General features: G+C 45.3%; 13 protein-coding genes and 6 tRNA genes. 10 read left to right on the top strand and 9 right to left on the bottom strand.

Translation table 11 applies throughout. The features are described 5' to 3' along the window. Nucleotides 1-244 precede the first annotated feature (244 nt). From BMX05_RS09935 to BMX05_RS09925, 3 genes are all read left to right on the top strand, one after another. Nucleotides 245-2,143, top strand: a complete 1,899-nt coding sequence (locus BMX05_RS09935) for a beta-ketoacyl synthase (protein WP_317622229.1) — start codon at nt 245-247, stop codon at nt 2,141-2,143. A 71-nt stretch (nt 2,144-2,214) separates the two neighbouring features. After that, nucleotides 2,215-3,117 (top strand): hypothetical protein, encoded by a 903-nt coding sequence (locus BMX05_RS09930; RefSeq protein WP_093311129.1) that lies wholly within the window; start codon nt 2,215-2,217, stop codon nt 3,115-3,117. 18 nt (nt 3,118-3,135) lie between these two features. After that, complete coding sequence (locus tag BMX05_RS09925; protein WP_093311125.1) at nt 3,136-3,438, top strand: BolA family protein; 303 nt, start codon at nt 3,136-3,138, stop codon at nt 3,436-3,438. On the opposite strand, the gene BMX05_RS09920 is transcribed toward BMX05_RS09925, so the two are convergent. Together BMX05_RS09920 and BMX05_RS09915 are read right to left on the bottom strand one after the other, a co-directional pair. Continuing rightward, complete coding sequence (locus BMX05_RS09920) at nt 3,435-4,307, bottom strand: 23S rRNA (adenine(2030)-N(6))-methyltransferase RlmJ (protein ID WP_093311121.1); 873 nt, start codon at nt 4,305-4,307, stop codon at nt 3,435-3,437. The genes BMX05_RS09925 and BMX05_RS09920 overlap by 4 nt on opposite strands. 12 nt (nt 4,308-4,319) lie before the next feature. Further along, nucleotides 4,320-8,303 (bottom strand): hybrid sensor histidine kinase/response regulator, encoded by a 3,984-nt coding sequence (locus BMX05_RS09915; RefSeq protein ID WP_093311117.1) that lies wholly within the window; start codon nt 8,301-8,303, stop codon nt 4,320-4,322. A gap of 317 nt (nt 8,304-8,620) precedes the next feature. Here BMX05_RS09915 and BMX05_RS09910 point away from each other — a divergent pair, with 317 nt between their 5' ends. The 5 genes from BMX05_RS09910 (at nt 8,621) to BMX05_RS09890 (ending at nt 13,594) form a co-directional block, all read left to right on the top strand. Then, a complete protein-coding gene (locus tag BMX05_RS09910; RefSeq protein WP_093311293.1) occupies nt 8,621-8,878 on the top strand; it encodes a DUF4212 domain-containing protein in 258 nt (85 codons plus the stop codon). 46 nt (nt 8,879-8,924) lie between these two features. Beyond that, entirely contained in the window at nt 8,925-10,727 is a 1,803-nt protein-coding gene (locus BMX05_RS09905; RefSeq protein WP_093311113.1) for a sodium:solute symporter family protein, read from the top strand. Between the two features lie 96 nt (nt 10,728-10,823). Continuing rightward, the gene (locus BMX05_RS09900; protein ID WP_093311109.1) at nt 10,824-12,668 is read left to right on the top strand and encodes a putative nucleotidyltransferase substrate binding domain-containing protein; all 1,845 of its coding nucleotides are present in this window, start codon (nt 10,824-10,826) and stop codon (nt 12,666-12,668) included. An 11-nt stretch (nt 12,669-12,679) separates the two neighbouring features. Next, the gene (locus BMX05_RS09895) at nt 12,680-13,297 is read left to right on the top strand and encodes a 3'-5' exonuclease (protein WP_093311104.1); all 618 of its coding nucleotides are present in this window, start codon (nt 12,680-12,682) and stop codon (nt 13,295-13,297) included. A gap of 72 nt (nt 13,298-13,369) precedes the next feature. Further along, nucleotides 13,370-13,594 carry a hypothetical protein gene (locus tag BMX05_RS09890; protein WP_093311099.1) on the top strand — a complete coding sequence of 75 codons (225 nt, stop codon included), beginning with the start codon at nt 13,370-13,372 and terminating at the stop codon, nt 13,592-13,594. Nucleotides 13,595-13,691: 97 nt separating this feature from the next. Here BMX05_RS09890 and BMX05_RS09885 read toward each other — a convergent pair whose 3' ends face one another. The 7 genes from BMX05_RS09885 to BMX05_RS09855 all read right to left on the bottom strand — a co-directional run bounded on the left by BMX05_RS09885 (nt 13,692) and on the right by BMX05_RS09855 (nt 16,521). Further along, nucleotides 13,692-15,725 (bottom strand): NADPH-dependent 2,4-dienoyl-CoA reductase, encoded by a 2,034-nt coding sequence (locus BMX05_RS09885; protein ID WP_177166871.1) that lies wholly within the window; start codon nt 15,723-15,725, stop codon nt 13,692-13,694. Between the two features lie 229 nt (nt 15,726-15,954). Further along, nucleotides 15,955-16,031 (bottom strand) — tRNA-Asp (locus tag BMX05_RS09880). 21 nt (nt 16,032-16,052) lie between these two features. Continuing rightward, a tRNA-Val gene (locus tag BMX05_RS09875) sits at nt 16,053-16,128 on the bottom strand. A gap of 35 nt (nt 16,129-16,163) precedes the next feature. After that, nucleotides 16,164-16,240, bottom strand: a tRNA-Asp gene (locus tag BMX05_RS09870). A 26-nt stretch (nt 16,241-16,266) separates the two neighbouring features. Next, nucleotides 16,267-16,342 (bottom strand) — tRNA-Val (locus BMX05_RS09865). 3 nt (nt 16,343-16,345) lie between these two features. Next, nucleotides 16,346-16,422: transfer RNA gene (locus BMX05_RS09860), tRNA-Asp, on the bottom strand. A 23-nt stretch (nt 16,423-16,445) separates the two neighbouring features. After that, nucleotides 16,446-16,521: transfer RNA gene (locus BMX05_RS09855), tRNA-Val, on the bottom strand. A gap of 501 nt (nt 16,522-17,022) precedes the next feature. Between BMX05_RS09855 and ccoN the strand changes: the two genes are divergently transcribed. Continuing rightward, complete coding sequence (gene ccoN, locus BMX05_RS09850; protein ID WP_093311093.1) at nt 17,023-18,444, top strand: cytochrome-c oxidase, cbb3-type subunit I; 1,422 nt, start codon at nt 17,023-17,025, stop codon at nt 18,442-18,444. A gap of 18 nt (nt 18,445-18,462) precedes the next feature. Further along, nucleotides 18,463-19,071 (top strand): cytochrome-c oxidase, cbb3-type subunit II, encoded by a 609-nt coding sequence (ccoO, locus tag BMX05_RS09845; RefSeq protein ID WP_093311090.1) that lies wholly within the window; start codon nt 18,463-18,465, stop codon nt 19,069-19,071.

The raw sequence follows: 19,071 nt of genomic DNA, 5'->3' as shown, positions 1-19,071 counted from the left end.
TTAGTGCTTTTGTGCGCCGCAATATATAAAAATATTGCCCAAAGGACACAAGGACACAAGGACACACAAACTTTTGTGCAAGATTTCTGTCGGTAGGTTTTGATCTTAGCGGGTTGCGCCCATGCCGTAGCTTGTCTAGTTGAATGACCGCCCCCAAGCTGTTCAAGCCTGATCTTCAGGACAACCAAGCATTCCAAACCCCATTTGGGTCAAGTTAGCATTTATTTTTAGCGAGGGTAAGAGCTTGTCTCAGTTACCAGTCATTATTGGCATGGGAGGTATTAACGCCGCAGGCCGAACCTCCGGACATCAAGGATTTAAACGTACGCTACTTGAGGTGCTCTCAGAACAAGAACGTCAATCGACTTTAGTCGGGTTGGCCAGTCTTATGGGGCAAGTTCAGTTCCAGCAAGGACAAGCGCAAGATGCGCAAGGGCGCGCGCTATCTGCATCCGTGATTGCGCAAACCTATGCCGATTATATTCAAGCCCATACACTCATTCGTCGTATCGAGCCACATCTGTTCGATGTGAACGCGATTCCTGCCGCGCGTCTTGCCAAACTTAAAGCCGAGCAAGGGCTAAAAGTACGGGTGCGGAAACGTCAACTGCCAGATCACATACCAGCGAATTGGCAGGTAAGAGATGTTGAAAAAGGCGAGGTTGAGTTGTGGATTCCAGAGGCTTTAGATGCCCTATTGCCAGATCAGCGCCAAGCCTTAGTACAAGCTGCAGGACAATTGCCAACAGGTTTTGATCCTAGCCGTTTATATCGTTCTGCGCATCATCCGCGTGGCTTACAAATGGCTATTTTTGCAGCCTCGGATTTGCTCGGCTCTTGTGGTATCCCTTGGGAAGCAATTCAAGCACGTGTCAACCCAGATCAAATTGGTGTCTATGCCAGTAATTCGATTGGTCAGCTTGATCAAGAAGGTTGGGGCGGTTTATTACAAAGCTTTATCAGTGGTAAACGCGCTACAGCTAAGCAAATGCCGCTGGGCTATGGGCAAATGACCGCTGATTTTATCAATGCCTATGTGTTGGGCAATCTTGGTATGACAGGTGGTACCTTAGGTGCCTGTGCCAGCTTCCTTTATAACTTACAAGCGGCAGTACGTGATATTCGTTCTGGACGTTGCCGAGCTGCTTTTGTGGGCAGTGCGGATGCACCTGTAACTCCGGAGATTATTGAAGGCTTCCGAGCGATGGGCGCTTTGGCCGATGATGCCAGTTTATTAGCCTTAGATGGTAAAACACAATTAGCAGATGATGATTATCGCCGCGCGTGTCGTCCATTTGCACCGAATTGTGGCTTTACCATTGCAGAAGCTGCGCACTTTATTTTACTCACGGATGATAGTTTAGCCTTAGAGTTAGGTGCCCACATTCATGCGGCTGTGCCAGATGTTTTTGTGAATGCAGATGGTTTTAAACGCTCGATTTCGGCACCTGGAATAGGTAACTACTTAACCTTAGCCAAAGCAGCCGCTTTAGGGCGCACTTTGGTGGGTGAGCAAGGTTTGCGTCATGGCAGCTTTGTGCATGCACATGGCACAAGTACACCGAAAAACCGTGTGACCGAATCCCATGTGATCAATGAGGTCGCGAAAGCTTTTGGTATTACTGATTGGCCGGTGGCTGCTGTGAAATGCTTTGTAGGTCACTCGCAAGGCAGTGCAGGTGCGGACCAGCTAGTGAGTGCTTTAGGGACTTGGGCGCAGGCTTGGTTACCTGGTATCCGTACGTCAACACAGTTTGCGGACGATATTTATGATTCAAATCTCAAGCTGAGTGATCAGCACACCCAAATCGATCCGGCTAAAACGCCGCTGGCTTTTATTAATGCCAAAGGTTTCGGTGGCAATAACGCTACTGCCTTATTATTATCACCGCAAGCAACGCAAGATTTATTAGCGCAACGTCATGGACAAGCTGCCCTGAAACAACATGCACAAACGCATGAAAACGTAGCAGCACAAACCCAAGCTTACTTGCAAGCTGCGGATCAAGGTGAATTTAAAACTTTATATCACTTTGGTGAGTCGGTTTTGGAAGGGCCTGAGTTAGTCATCACTGAAAATGAAATTCAGATCCCAGGTTATGCACGTAGTGTGGACCTTAAATTAGAGAACCCTTTCCTATAAGGTGTGTCTTAGCAAGAGGCAGCGATATCGGCTGCCTTCTTTTGATCTTCTAGATTACCTTGAGTCTTGCTATGGTCACACAAGCCCCCGCGGTTCCCTTAAGTGCTGCAGAATATAAGGCGCAATTAGAGGCCTTGGTCCATGCACATTTTCAACAAGCCCAAACTCGGATTGATCCGGTTTACCAAGCCCACTTTGCTTGTGGACGTGCAGTTTTTAAACGTCATTGGCAGCACAAGCAGGATATTCCAAGCGATTTAGCCGCTTTACCGCGTAGTCTTTGGTCTGGTGTACGTAAATTGAGTGGACGCAAAAACACAGAAGAAACCAGCCCAAGACGTTCTGGCAAGCAACAAGCACTCGAAGCCATTTTGCAGCAGGAGTTACTCGACCTGCCTGGGCTTGAAGCCAAAATTCAAGCCTATGTCCAACCACATCAAGCGCACTTTGAGCAAGAAATTCATCAACTTTTGGCACAAGTACCCGAGCAAAAACAAGCGGCCTTTGCGCAGCAACTCGGCCAACAAGTGGAACGTTTGAATCTTTCCATTGAGGGAACACGCGAAGCCTTAATGTTTTGCTTGATGGGAATACTTGGCAAAAGTTTAGGGACAAGTGCATTTGGCAGTAGTTTAGCGGTTGGGCAAGCGGCAGCCGTCGGCTTATATACCAGTCATTTATCTTGGTTTGGCGGTTTGTGGGTCTCTCTCACTGGGGTACCTTCTTGGGTCACTTTTGCCGGTGCTGGCGGTGGCTTGGTTGCTGGTGTACTCCTTGCCCCTTTGTTGGCACCTTTAATTGAAATCGGCATGAACCGCTGGCGTGCGCGGGCTTTGTTGGTGCAGGCGATTGAAGATGCAGAGCAAGGTTTTTTAACGCCGCGGCAAGATTACGTCGATATTCTTGGACGTTTAGCGGTTTATCTACAAACGTTACCTGATTTTTTACACTTAGCCGCGCGTTTGCGCCCCTAGTTTAGTGAGGAAGCCGGAATGTCAATGCAAGCCCATATTGAAGCGCAATTGGCCGAATTAGCCCCCCTGTATTTAGCGGTGGAGAACGAGAGCCATCAACACAGCAAGGGAACAGATTCGCATTTTAAAATTACCCTTGTCAGTGAGGTTTTTGCTGGCTTGCTTCCTGTAAAACGTCATCAAAAAGTTTACGCTTTATTGGCACAAGCCTTGAATTCAGGGGTACATGCTTTGGCTTTGCATTTATATACCCCAGAAGAATGGCAAGCACGTCAACAAGAACGCCCAGACTCACCAGGATGTTACGGCGGTGGTCATTAGGCCGCACTTGGTTGCTGTAACCACACTTTTTTCCAATGGGCACGCATATGTGCGTGTTCTAGTGCTTGCTGATAGGCATCTAACGCTGGATCCAACAGCGCCTCCAATCCCCAAGGTGGATTAATCAATACCAAGGCGCTGGCATACATGCCTTGCTCAATGTCAGGTAATTCCAACTCATAACAAAGTATCCCAGAATGGGCACCGCTTAGCTTGCGTGCCCCTTTAATCAGCTGTAAATGCGCTTGGCTTGCCAAAATAGGCATCCACAACATAAAACAGCCTTGTGGCCATAAAGCCAGCGCCTTTTGTACCTTGGGTAAGAGACTTTGATATTCGCTTTTCACTTCATAAGCTGGGTCAATCAGTACACAACCACGCCTTGGCACAGGCGGCATTAAAGCAACTAAGCCTTCTAAAGCGTCTCTATGATGTACTTGCACTTTATGTGGTGCCTGACACAAATTCATTTTGAGTTGATCAATTTCTTGGGAGTGCAGTTCCAAAGCCACTAAGGTATCTTGTTCACGGCTATGCATGGCTGCAAGATAAGGTGAGCCTGGGTAAGCATGTAGACTCGTGCTGCCTGGATTGAGCACTTGTAAATGTTGTATATAAGTTTGCACTAAAGGCGGTAGTTTTTGTCCTTGTTGCGCCTGATCCCATAAAGGCAAAATACCGCGCTTGGCTTCTTGTGTTTGCTGTGCCCAAGCACTATCCAAAGCATATAAAGCAGCCCCTGCATGGGTGTCTAAATAGTAATAAGGCTTCTGTTTGCGCTGTAATTGCTCCAATACAGCAAGTAAGGTCAAGTGCTTAAGCACATCGGCATGATTGCCTGCATGAAACCCATGGCGGTAACTTAACATCTGAGTAATATCCTAATGACGCGCCATGCGGCGCTTTTGTAGTAAACGAGTCATTAACGCACGCAAAGCAGCAGGCTTGACTGGCTTATGTAAGAGGGCATATCCCGCAGCTTGTACCTCATCTGCGACTTCATCTGTGCGATCTGCAGTGATCACAATGCCTGTAAGCGCCTCAGGCCCTAGCACTTCTTGTAATGCCTGCAATGCCATCACCCCAGTAACGTCATTATCCAAGTGATAATCCGCAAGGAAAATCACAGGCGCCTGAGCTTGGTGGCGTAGAATAGATTTAGCACCACCGATGGTTGTTGCCGTGAAAACTTGGCATTGCCAGCCAGATAACATAGCTTGCATCCCTTCTAAAATTAAGGGCTCATTATCAATACAGAGCACTTTAATCTCTGCCAGCGGATTTAAGCTAGTATTCAGGCAAACACGCAACGCCGCTTGTGGATCGGTTGTTTTTGTTTCTTCTAACTGGGGTGTCGGCACACAAGGGACTTGCACTGAAAATAAAGTCCCCTCTCCAGGCCAAGAGCGCACTTGAATATTGTGCCCCAACACACGTGCCATCCGATCTGCAATCGATAGTCCCAGTCCCAAACCTTTTTCGTTATGACGATCAGGAGTATCTAAACGCCTAAACTCTTGGAAAATTTCTTTGAGTTTAGCTTCTGGAATCCCAGGCCCTGTATCCCAAACCTGAATCCAGATACTCGCTTTTTGACGCCGACAGCCCAATAAAATTTTACCGGTTTGCGTATAGCGAATCGCATTCGACAAAAAATTTTGCACAATACGCCTCAGCATTTGGCTATCAGAACGCACCCAAGTCTGGGTGGCTACAACACGAAAGTTCAGTTTGCGCCGCGCAGCTAATACCTCAAACTCAGCTTTTAATGGCTGTAAAATATCCTGCAAATTAAATTCGCTCACATTGGCATGTAAAGCGCCTGCATCTAACTTAGAAATATCTAATAGAGTGCTTAGCAATTCTTCTGCCGCTTTTAATGAGTTATCAATATTGGTAATTGTTTTTTGCACTTGAGTATCATGAGATTGTTGTGCTAGTGCAGAAGTAAATAAACGTGCAGCATTTAAAGGTTGTAATAAATCATGGCTTGCTGCTGCTAAAAAGCGTGTTTTTGAAGCATTTGCTTCCTCTGCTTGTTGTTTTGCTGCGCCTAACGCTTCTTGTGTACGCGCACGTTCTATATTTTCTTGCTGCAATGCTGTATTGAGTTCAGAAAGCTTTTGTGTGCGCTCTTGTACACGTTCTTCTAAATGTTCATTGGTTTCTTGCAAAGCAATTTCTGCTAAGCGCCGCTCTGTAATATCCTGATATAAAGCAAAGAAACCGAGTACTTGGTTTTGTTCACTGATATGCGGTGTATAAGTTACTAAGGCATAACGTAAGCATCGATTCAATGTGGGCAACTCCAGCTCAAATACTTGGCGCGAGCCGGCCAAAGCAGACTGAATATATTTCACCCTTAACTGATATTGATTTTTATCCAGCACACTATAAATAGGCTGACCAATAATCGTGTTTCTGTCGACATGCATGGCCTCTTCATAAGCTTTATTTGTAAATAAATACCTTTGCTCTGTATCAAAGTAGGCGATTAACGCAGGCACATTATCTGTATAGATGCGAATATTATTTTCAGACTGAATTAAAGCCTCTTCTGTTTGTTTTTGCTGGCTAATATCTTGATAAGTATAAACAAAACCGCCCCCAGGCATAGGATTACCTTGTATTTCTAATACACTCGCATCATGACGATAACGAATATATTTATGAGGCTCTCCTGCTTGGATATTGTCTAAAAGCTCTTGTGTTTGCTCAACAGGGTCACCTGAGCCATATTCACCCGCCTCTGCATTAAATCGAAAAATCTCTGCAATCGGCTTACCTACATGAATAAAATTATCTGGATAATGAAATAATTCTAAATATCTCTGATTCCAAATCACTAGGCGCATGTTTTGGTCTACAACACTAATTCCTTGATTGAGGTTTTCTATTGTAGCTTGCAAAAGTGCGCGGTTGAATTCTAAAACTTGTGATGCTTCATCGACAATCGAAATTACATCAGAAATTTGAATGTCTTTACCTTGCAAAGCGGAACTAATCACAATACGTGCAGAAGAAGCACCTAGTACACCTGCTAATAAGCGTTCACAAAATTGGATGACCTGAATACTTGCCCGTTCTTCATAACGGAGGGGTTTTAGATTTCTTTGGTAGGTGTAGTCATTGAAAGCTTTTTCTGTGGCTTCTGCACCGAGAAAACGTTCGCATAGCGCATACAGATCACCAATGCTTGTATTGCCTAGCCAAGGACGATTAATTTTGGCAGGACGTGTTTCTATACTCTCAGTAAATGCGGATGCTTGGATACGATCAATCACTCTTTGCTTAGTTAAGCGTGATACAAGTACATAAGTCATTAAGTTAGCTAACAAGCTCACTAAAACACCTTGTGTAAAAAAATCGACTGAGTTAGCTCCAAATAAATGAACAGGGCTCAACCAAGTCAACCCCCAAGGGCCTGATTCCATAAGATCAAAGACGAAAAATCCTGCATCATTTAAACTAGGTAACAATAAAAGGTACGTCCATAAAATAAAGCCGACAGCCAGCCCAGCTAAAGCACCTTGGCGATTCCCTTGTTTCCAGTAAATACCAATCAGCAAAGAAGGCCCTAACTGGGCAATGGCTGCAAAAGAAAGAAATCCAGTAGAAGCTAAAGAATTAAATTCAGCTAAAGTAAGATAAGAGAAATAGGCAAGTATTAAAGTTCCAATAATGGTCAAACGTCTAATAATCAAGACTAAACGGCCATAGTCTCTATGTAAGGTTTTTCCAGACCAGCGAATTTTCAACAATAAAGGAATGACAATTTCATTAGAAACCATAATACTTACGGCCACAGCTGCCATAATGACCATACTTGTTGCCGCAGAAAAACCACCAATAAAAGCCAATAAAGTGAGTCCAGTAGCTCCCGACTGCATCGGCAGAGTGAGCATATAAGTATCTGGCTCCATAAAACCATCACTAAAAGTGATCAACCCTGCTGCTGCAACCGGTAAGACAAAAAGGGCAATCAAAGCCAAATATAATGGAAATAACCAGCGGGCTGTTCGGCAATCATCAGGGTGGGTATTTTCTACAACCATGACATGAAATTGGCGTGGCAAAGCTAAAATAGCAATCATGGATAGTAAAGTTTGCGCTAAAAATCCTTGACTTAACATATCTGGATTCAGTTGACGCTCTAACTCTAAGTAATAATTGGCAGTTGATAGTAAATCTTGAAATCCATTAAACAAACCAAATGTAATAAATACCCCTACCGCTAAAAAGGCAATCAGCTTGATAACAGATTCAAATGCAATTGCGAGAATTAGTCCCTCATGATGCTCTGTTGCATCAATATGACGGGTACCAAATAAAATTGCAAATAGTGCCATCACAGCTGCGACATAAAAGGCAGTATCTGCAAGAAAAAACTCCCCTGAAGTTAGCGCATGGGTTTCCGGATAGCTGGTTAATACATTATAAGCCATAGCGACGGCTTTTAATTGTAAAGCAATATAAGGTAGAGTACCCACTAAAGCAATTAAAGTGACGATCACAGCTAGGGTTTGCGTTTTGCCATAGCGAGAGGCAATAAAATCTGCAATCGAAGTAATATTTTGTGCTTTACTCACACAAAGAATTTTATTTAATACAGGCCAACCTAGGGTAAACATTAAAATTGGCCCAATAAAAATACTTAAATAAACCCAGCCACCCGCGGCGGCTTGACCAACTGAGCCATAAAAACTCCAAGAGGTGCAATACACTGCCATAGCCAAGCTGTAAATGATTGGACGACGCGCAGACGGCCCATAACGGCGTGCTTGCTGATCTCCCCACCAAGCAATAAAGAATAAAATACCGATATAAAGCAGAGAAATACCAACGAGGAGGCCACCATGATACATGCGCCTTAACACCTTATCGCGTGTGAATGTGAATACTGAGACGTTTAGTATACGCGTTTCTCGGTTTTAGGTATGGCATCGCTTGCAAAATAGCCCGTCTTAAGTCTAATACGCCATGACTTGCAAGTCACAAAAAATTGATTTTAACTATTTGATTTTAATGCAAAAATACAAAAAACTTTCTTCTTCCTTCGCGCGCCATAAGACTAAAGTCAGGGTTTTTCCTTAGGCAAGCTTTGTTAAAGTCAAGCTTGTGGACAACCACAGGCGACTTCTGTGCTTAATAACAAAAATAAGGGTGGATTCATCTTATGAGCATGAGTGAAGGTCAAGCCCAAGCGTACTGGCAAGAAAACATCAGGACGATCTTGGGTTATATGGCGATCTGGTTCGTAGTCTCTTACGGTTGCGGTATCCTGTTAGTCGATGTGTTGAATAACATTCAATTTTTTGGCTTCAAGTTGGGGTTCTGGTTCGCTCAGAATGGTTCGATTTATTGCTTCTTGGCATTGATTCTTCTCTATGCGCGTTCTATGAACAAGCTAGATGAGAAATATGATGTTCATGAAGAATAAAATAGTTAAAGTTTAAACACCCATAATAACAACAAAGGGCCTGATAATGGATGTACAAATCCTAACCTACCTCTTTGTAGGGGCGTCTTTCGCACTCTACATCGGGATTGCAATCTGGGCACGCGCTGGCTCAACGAAAGAGTTCTATGTCGCTGGTGGTGGCGTACCTGCATCTGCAAACGGTATGGCAACTGCCGCCGACTGGATGTCTGCCGCTTCCTTTATTTCTATGGCCGGTATCATTGCGTATGTCGGTTTTGATGCCTCTGTTTACCTCATGGGTTGGACAGGCGGCTACGTATTGCTTGCGATGCTACTTGCACCTTACTTACGTAAGTTTGGCAAGTTTACTGTGCCTGATTTCGTTGGTGACCGTTACTATTCTAACGTTGCCCGTACAGTTGCGGTGATCTGTGTTATTTTCGTATCTTTCACCTATGTAGCCGGCCAAATGCGCGGCGTAGGTATTGTATTCTCTCGCTTCCTCGAAGTTGATATCAACACAGGTGTTGTTATCGGGATGGCGATTGTTTTTGTTTACTCAGTACTTGGCGGCATGAAAGGGATTACTTACACCCAGGTTGCTCAATACTGTGTCTTGATTTCTGCTTATTTGGTTCCTGTGTTCTTCCTCTCGTTCCAAATGACCGGCCACGTTTTGCCACAAACCGGCTTTGGCGCCACCATGTTAGATGCTGCTGGCAATGATACAGGCGTTTACTTGCTTGATCGTCTCGATGGTTTAGTGCAAGAGCTTGGCTTCAGTGCTTATACTGAAGGTCAGAAATCAACGATTGATATGTTCTTCATCACTGCTGCACTCATGTGTGGTACTGCTGGTCTGCCTCACGTTATTGTACGTTTCTTCACGGTACCTCGTGTACGTGATGCGCGTACTTCTGCTGGTTGGGCACTTTTCTTCATCGCTTTGCTTTACACCACAGCGCCCGCTATCGGTGCCTTCGTGCGTGTTAAACTGATCGATACTGTGCATGAAACTGCATACAAAGATATGCCACAGTGGTTCTATAACTGGGAAAACTCTGGTTTGATCGGTTGGGTTGATAAGAATGGCGATGGCAAAGTGCAGTTCACCGCAGGTGCGCCTTTCAAAGGTAAACCGACTTTCCAAGGTGAAAACGATGACGAAAGCGCACGTGGTACGCATGGTGAGCGTCTGTTGACCAACGAAGCAACAGAATCAACCAACGAAGTCTATATCGACCGCGACATTATCGTACTAGCCACTCCAGAAATCGGTCAGCTTCCAGGTTGGGTAGTTGCACTTGTGGCAGCCGGTGGTGTAGCAGCGGCTCTATCCACTGCCGCAGGTCTCCTCTTGGTTATTTCCGCAGCAATTTCGCATGACTTAATCAAGAAAACTATTAACCCGAATATTACTGAGAAAGGCGAGTTACTCGCAGCCCGTATGGCTGCAGCTGTCGCTATCATGATTGCTGGCTACTTCGGTATCAACCCTCCAGGCTTCGTAGCCCAGGTTGTTGCCTTCGCCTTCGGTCTGGCAGCAGCTTCCTTCTTCCCAGTCATTATTATGGGTATCTTCTACAAGCGCATGAACAAAGAAGGCGCCATTGCAGGTATGTTGACAGGTCTGATCTTCACCTTCGCATACATTGTGTACTTCAAGTTCGTGAACCCAGCAGCCAACACAGCTGATAACTGGTTGCTAGGCATTTCGCCTGAAGGTATTGGTACTCTTGGTATGATTCTGAACTTTGTTGTGGCTTACGCTGTATCAACAGTAACACCAGAGCCACCTGCAGACGTTCAAGAAATCGTCGAGAATATCCGTATTCCTCGTGGCGCAGGTGCTGCGGTAGATCACTAATTCAGGTGCGTCATCACGCATATCACTGAAAATCGTATCGAATGCGCCAGCTTAAGCTTTAAGTTGGCGCATTTTTTATAGAAGCGGAGACTTCTTATGGCTGATGAATTTGATACTCAGCATCCTCCTTTTAATCTGCTCACCCCAGAGCAACAAACCAAGCTCAAATCTAGCCTAGATATTGCTTATTTTGATAAAGATGAGTTAATTCTCGCGGCTGGTCAGCCAAGTGAGTATGTCTACATTATTTTAAAAGGGGCTGTTGCTGAAACAGACCCCACAGTAAAAGAGACAGACGAAGAGCACCAAGGCTTAATTGGTCACTACGCACAAGATGACCTCTTCGGTGCTATTTCCATTATTAATGGTGCAAGCCGCTATAATTTTAATGCACTAGAAGAAACGATCAGTTATCTGATTCCAAAAGCCTACTTTCAGGCGTTATTAGAAGCCAACCAAGACTTTGCCAGCTTTTTCCACAATAGCCTGGCAGAAAAAACTAAACTATTAAATACACGACGTCAGCAAGATATGGGTATGGATGCATCCCATTTTATGTTGGCTCAAGTTGATCAATCCTGTATGCGCGAAGCTTTAGTGCTTGATAACGGCACTTCGATTCGCGAAGCTACTGCTGCCATGCGGGAACGTCGTGTGGATTGTCTGCTTGTCCAAAGAGGCAGCCAATACGGTATGGTCACCCGTACTGATTTATTAAATGCCGTGGTGCTTAACCAGGCCCCTGTAGAAACCAATATTGCAGAAATCGCACACTATCAATTATTAACTGTACCTGCAGGCGACTTTCTCTTTAACGCTCTTATCTTAATGACTCGCCACCAAATTCAGCGCGTGGTGGTGTTTGATGGCCCACATCTAAAAGGTATTGTCGAATTAACGGATGTTTTAAGCTATTTCTCCAGTCAATCGCATGTGATTGGTTTGCAAATTGAGCGTGCAGAAACCTTAGAAGAATTGGGCGCTGCAGCGCGTGGTATGGATCAGTTAGTCAGCTCCTTAGTTTCTCAAGGCGTTAAAATTCGCTTTGCGATGGACTTATTAGCTGCGCTCAATGGACGCATTATTGGCAAGGTCTTTTCACATATTTTGCCAGCACATTTACACAACAAAGTCTGTTTGCTGGTGATGGGTAGCGAAGGCCGTGGCGAGCAGGTTTTAAAAACCGATCAGGACAACGCCCTGATTTTGGCCGATGATTTAGAGTGGCCATTAGAAGAGCGACAGAAGGTATTGGATCAGTTTACACAAACCCTCGTCGATTTTGGTTACCCTTTATGTGATGGCAAAATCATGGTGTCTAACCCTGAATGGGTGATGACAGAAAGCGAGTGGACTAAGCGCCTTGGTGAGTGGACCGCCTCTGTCAATGGACGCGGTTTAATGAACCTAGCCATTTTTGTTGATGGTCACCCAGTAGCTGGCGATAAATCTATGTTTACTCGCACTCGTGACTGGTTATTCCAACATCTCAGTGGTAAGGATGTTTTTTACTCCTACTTTGGTCGACCTATGCTGAATTTTGGTACCCCTTTAACTATTTTTGGTGGTATCAAGGATTCTTCACACGGAATTGATATTAAAAAAGGCGGTATTTTCCCTATTGTGCATGGCGCACGCTTGATGGCTTTGGAACAGCGTATCAAGGCAACCAATACCTTTACTCGTCTAGAAGCCCTAGCGGAGAAAGGCGCGTTAGAGAAGGAATTCGCCGCCAACCTAGCAGAAGCTTTAGCTTTGTTCTCGTTTTTGCGCTTAAAGCAACAGCTTAAAGTACTTGCAGGACAAAGCGAGGCGGAAAGCAGCAACCATGTTCTAGTACAAGAGCTCAACAAACTCGATAGGGATTTACTACGTGAAGCCCTACACTTGGTGAAAGAGTTCAAGTCTAGAATGTCCTACCGTTATCATCTAGAAAGGTAAGAGGTCAGGTTATGGTCTTGAAAACAATAATAAAAGCGACCGACCGCTGGACTCATCGTGATGGTGAGTTTGGCTTTATGTTCGAACCCTACACAGGGGAAGAATGCGTTTCCTTAGATTGTGAGATGACAAGTTTAGATCCTCAATCTGCTGAGCTTGTTTCTATCGGTGCAGTTAAGGTACGCGGTAGTAAAGTGATCACCAGTGATCGCTTGGATATCAAATTACAGCGCCCAGAAAGTCTGACGGGAGATTCAATTAAAATCCACCGGATTCGCGGCATCGACCTACATGGAGGTGAGGTGCTCGGTGATGCGTTACAAGACTTGCTGTATTTTATTGGTAACCGCCCTATCCTAGGTTATTACATCAACTTTGATATTGCGGTTTTAAATCGCCATATACGCCCACGATTTGGCTTTAGCTTACCCAATAAAGTGATCGAGCTGTCGCACTTGTATCAGCACAAGATCCAGCAAACTAATCCGGAGCTACAGCCTGATTTGCATTTTGAAAAGATTGCAGGGAAACTCGGCGTGCCTATTATGGGACGACATACGGCTGTGGGAGATGCCATCACCACAGGTTTAATGTATGTACGCTTATTGCAAGGTAAAATACCTAGCTAATTAACGCACAAGCCCTTGTACGATAAAGACTAATGTCTTTTGCAAGGGCTTGCTTTGGAGGACAGCAATTTCATGTGGACCCTGCTTGAACAAGCCTTGATTTGGATTGGCTTGGCCATCGTCATTTTATCTTTAGCCTTATACATCAAAAGAACGCGTGATATAAAAGGGGTTTTAGTGTTCTGGTCCGCTCGCCTGCAACTCACCCCAAAGGAATTTAAAATGAACCGCCTTGGAATTTTATTGATGTTCCTTGGGGTCGTGCTACGCTTTGTAAACAGTATCTTTTTATGGTGACTTGGCCCCAGAGAGCCTTATCTCTGACTTGCCGCAACACTCTGGCCCGGGTTTATCGAACTTAAGTCGATAAGGTCCCGGGTTTTTTTGGCACCTCTTATAAACTCAATGCCAGCTCAACCCCTTCTCGAATCGCGCGCTGTGCGTCAAGTTCACCAGCAAGTGCTGCTCCACCTATTAGGCGCACTTTTTTCTGTGATGTTTGTGCTTGCAATGGTATTAGCAAATCTGTCACAGATTCTTGCCCTGCGCATACCACCACTTGATCAACAGGTAAGCACTGACGTTGATCTTGATAAGTCAGATGCAAACCTTCTTCATCAAAATAGTGATACTGGCATCCATTCCAAAAGTGGACCTCCTGATGCTTTAAATGGGCGCGATGAATCCAGCCTGTCGTTTTCCCTAAATCCTTCCCAACAGCAGATGTTTTACGCTGCAATAACCAAATTTCGCGCGGTGCAGGCGCACGGTGCGGTTCAATCAGCCCACCCGCTGTCTTCGCCGTTACATCGATGCCCCAATATTGGCAAAAGGCTTGTTGACGTTCTGCTAAATCTACATCCGGTGAACTTGCTGGGGTTGTTTGCAACAAAAGACTGGCGACATCAAATCCTATTCCTCCCGCGCCCAAAATCGCAATTTTTTGCCCTAGCATCTGTGGATGAGCTATCGCTTCTGGGTAACTTATCACTTGTGGATGTTGAATATCCAAAAAGTCTGGAATGCGAGGTTTGACACCGGTAGCAAGAACGACTTCATCAAAATCAAGCAAATCCTCTACTTGAACACGTGTATGCAATTGAAGATTCACGCCTGTTGCCATGATTTTATGCTGAAAATAACGGAGTGTTTCCGTAAATTCTTCCTTACCTGGAATTTGACTCGCATATTGAAACTGTCCACCTATCTTTGCTTGTGCTTCAAACAAAGTCACTTGATGGCCAGATTCAGCCGCTGTCACCGCACAAGCAAGACCCGCAACACCTGCACCCACAATCGCAACGCGTTTTTTCTGTTGTGCAGGCTGGATTTTTAGTTCAGTTTCACGGCAGGCAAAAGGGTTCACTAAACAAGACGCAATTTGCCCTTGGAAAATTTGATCCAGACAAGCTTGATTACAGGCAATACAAGTATTAATAAGATGCGCATGCCCTTGTTGTGCTTTTTGTACCCATTCAGGATCCGCTAAAAAAGGGCGTGCCATAGACACCATATCTGCATCCCCACGCGCAAGTAATTCCTCAGCAGTATGCGGCATGTTGATACGATTACTCGTAATCACAGGGAGACTGACTTGCGCACGTATTTGCGCACTCACTTGCGCGAAGACTGCACGCGGTACAGAGGTTGCAATCGTAGGCACGCGCGATTCATGCCAGCCAATCCCTGTATTGAGTAAAGTCACACCAGCACTTTCTAAAGCTTGCGCAAGCGTAATAATTTCTTCTCTAGTATTGCCATCTTCGACCAAATCCAACATGGATAAGCGAAAGATAATAATAAATTCAGGGCCAACTTGGGCACGTATCTGAGCGACAATCGCAAGTGCAAAACGCATCCGATTTTCTAAACAACCACCCCAAGCATCTTGACGATGATTAGTGCGTTGACAAAAGAATTGATTAATTAAATAACCTTCACTCCCCATGATTTCTACACCATCATAGCCAGCGGCCTGCGCCAAAGCCGCACAACGTACATAATCTTGGATGTGCTGCCCAATTTCAGTCTCAGTCAGTGCATGTGGGGTAAAAGGATTAATAGGTGCTTTTAAAGCTGAAGGGGCAACTAAGCGCGGATTATAGCTATAACGCCCCGTATGCAGAATTTGCATACAAATCTTGCCACCGGCTTCCTGTACTTTTCGAGTCATATATTGATGCTCTGGAAGCTGTGCTTCTTGAGTCAAGCTGGCTGCATCTGCAAACACCACACCTTGATCATTAGGTGCAATTCCTCCGGTCACAATAAGCGCTACACCGGCAGCCGCTCTTTGTGCATAGAAAGCTGCTAAACGCTGAAAACCTTGGGGACGTTCTTCGAGATTGGTATGCATAGAACCCATTAGAATACGGTTTTTAAGTACCGTAAAACCTAAGTCTAGGGGCGTAAATAAATGCGGGTACATGGGCACATCCTCACCTTTGTTATTTTTATCAAGTGATGGTTACAATTCAAACGATCGTATGATAAAAATATCAGAGGCGCAAGCACCGCTCTGTTATTCCATGCACAAAGCGAGGGAAAGAAAAGGAGGGAAGAAAGATAAAAAACGCAAAAAAACCACCATTTCTTCTTTTTAGAAGATGGCAGTTATTGATTGCTTGGATATAAAAGATGTCGATTTGTTTGACTAATGGCGGACCGGACGGGGCTCGAACCCGCGACCTCCGGCGTGACAGGCCGGCATTCTAACCAACTGAACTACCGGTCCGCATCTATTAGCCAATATGCTTGGTGGGTGGTACAGGGATCGAACCTGTGACCCCCAGCTTGTAAGGCTGGTGCTCTCCCAGCTGAGCTAACCACCCAAGCTTGAGGCAGAATATCTTGCTTTTTGTTTTAGTGGCGGACCGGACGGGGCTCGAACCCGCGACCTCCGGCGTGACAGGCCGGCATTCTAACCAACTGAACTACCGGTCCACTGAACTAAAACGAACCCGATGATTTGGTGGGTGGTACAGGGATCGAACCTGTGACCCCCAGCTTGTAAGGCTGGTGCTCTCCCAGCTGAGCTAACCACCCAAATGGCGGACCGGACGGGGCTCGAACCCGCGACCTCCGGCGTGACAGGCCGGCATTCTAACCAACTGAACTACCGGTCCGCATATCATCTAGGTCATGCATTTGGTGGGTGGTACAGGGATCGAACCTGTGACCCCCAGCTTGTAAGGCTGGTGCTCTCCCAGCTGAGCTAACCACCCGCTGTGCATGTGGAGGCGTATTATAAGTAGGTTTTATTCAGTGTCAACTTTTTTTTCAATCAAAAGCAAATTTTGATTTGTTTATCGTTTAGATCAGATTATTCTGAAAGCCTTTGATAACCAAGATGACTAAAACCTAAGTTTTGGTCGCCATGTCATGCAAAAAAATTGAAGTATGTATTCTTTTGTAAAACTCATCTACACTAGCGGCGAAAGCCTGACCTTCCATTTCGTCTAATACAAAAATTTGTGTTAGACATTTGTCTAAAATCCTTGCGGATTTTTTTGATAAAGCTACTGTTTTTCATAGTAATAATAAGCAGTTGGTTTGACTTGCGTTGCAGAAAATTAGTAATTCTGTGTGCAAGGCTATTCAGGTCTAGCAGGGTGTGCGGTAAAATGTCGCACATACATTGATATGTATCATTGCCCAAGTAGTCGCACTTCTAACAAACTTGCGACTGGATTCCTCCATCTAACTCGCTGTTATGGGAACCTGACATGAGCACAGCATTTGAACATCCGACCTACAATTACAAGGTGGTTCGGCAGTTCGCCATCATGACTGTGGTCTGGGGTATCGTCGGCATGTTTGTCGGCGTCTGGATCGCAGCTCAATTGGTGTGGCCTGAACTGAACTTTGGCCTTCCTTGGACTAGCTTTGGACGTTTACGTCCTTTACACACTAACGCAGTTATTTTTGCGTTTGGTGGTTCTGCATTGTTTGCCACTTCCTATTATGTTGTCCAACGTACCTGTCAGACGCGTCTGTTTTCAGATAGTCTCGCTAACTTCACCTTTTGGGGTTGGCAAGCAGTGATCGTATTGGCGGCTATTACGCTACCTCTGGGTTTGACTTCATCTAAAGAGTACGCAGAGTTAGAATGGCCGATTGATATTTTGATCGCTGTGGTATGGGTTTCTTATGCTGTGGTCTTCTTAGGTACCATTAAGCAACGTAAAACCTCACATATCTATGTTGCGAACTGGTTCTATGCCGCCTTTATTCTAACAGTTGCTGTATTACACATTGTCAATAGTGCAGCTGTACCTGTGTCACTGACCAAGTCTTACTCTGCTTATGCAGGTGCGATTGATGCGATGGCACAATGGTGGTATGGCCACAATGCGGTAGGCTTCTTCTTAACCGCAGGTTTCTTAGGCATGATGTACTACTTCGTACCTAAGCAAGCTGAGCGCCCTGTTTATTCCTATCGCTTATCTATCGTGCACTTCTGGGCGCTAATCACTACCTATATGTGGGCTGGTTCTCACCACTTGCACTATACTGCGCTACCTGATTGGACTCAGTCTGTTGGTATGATCATGTCTTTGATTCTGCTTGCACCTTCTTGGGGCGGTATGATCAATGGTATGATGACCTTGTCTGGTGCTTGGCATAAATTGCGCCATGATCCTATCTTACGCTTCTTAGTGGTTTCTCTGTCTTTCTATGGTATGTCAACCTTCGAAGGCCCTATGATGTCCATTAAGACAGTGAATGCGCTCTCACACTACACTGATTGGACCATCGGCCACGTACACGCTGGGGCTTTGGGTTGGGTTGCGATGATTTCTATCGGCTCTATTTACCACCTGATTCCACGTGTGTTTAACAAAGGCCAAATGTTCTCTACCAACTTAATCAACGTGCACTTCTGGCTGGCAACGGTAGGTACGGTCCTTTACATCGCGTCTATGTGGGTTAACGGTATCCTCCAAGGTCTGATGTGGCGTGCAGTAAACATCGACGGCACCCTAATGTACAGCTTTGTAGAAGCGTTAGAAGCAAGTCATCCAGGCTTTTTCGTGCGCTGGCTCGGCGGCTGTTTCTGGGTCGTTGGTATGCTGATTATGGCTTACAACGTAACCATGACCGTTAAAAGTCCAGCTGCACAAAATGCAGTGGCTCAGACTGCCTAAGCCAAGAAGGGTTGTGCGATGAAACATGAAGTCTTAGAAAAAAATATTGGCTTGATGGCCGTGCTGATCCTTGTGGTGATCAGCTTCGGTGGTCTGGCTGAAATCGTTCCTCTGTTCTTCCAAAAGCAAACGACGCAACCAGTTGAAGGTCTCAAGCCTTTAACTGCGCTCCAGCTGGAAGGTCGTGATGTTTATATCCGTGAAGGTTGTAACGTTTGTCACTCACAAATGATACGTCCTTTCCGTGCAGAGACAGAGCGTTATGGTCATTACTCAGTGGCAGGTGAGTTTGTTTATAATCACCCTTTCCTCTGGGGCTCCAAGCGTACAGGTCCTGACCTTGCGCGTGTAGGCGGCCGTTATTCAGATCAGTGGCACCGTGCTCACATGTATAACCCACGTGACGTTGTGCCTGAATCTAAAATGCCTGCCTATCCTTGGCTATTTTCCAATACGCTCGATGGTGACCTAACCGCACGCAAAATGAGCGTGTTGCAAGGTCTAGGTGTGCCTTACACTGAAGAGCAAATTGCCAACGCACGTGCTGAGGTTCAAGGTAAAACTGAAATCGACGCTCTAGTTGCCTACTTACAGCAACTAGGTACAGTCCTCAAAGATAAGCGGTAG

The organism is Allopseudospirillum japonicum (assembly GCF_900108915.1).
GTDB classification, from domain to species: domain Bacteria; phylum Pseudomonadota; class Gammaproteobacteria; order Pseudomonadales; family Halomonadaceae; genus Pseudospirillum; species Pseudospirillum japonicum.
Note: the sequence above shows the minus strand (reverse complement) of the source record. Positions and strands in the feature narration are given on the sequence as shown.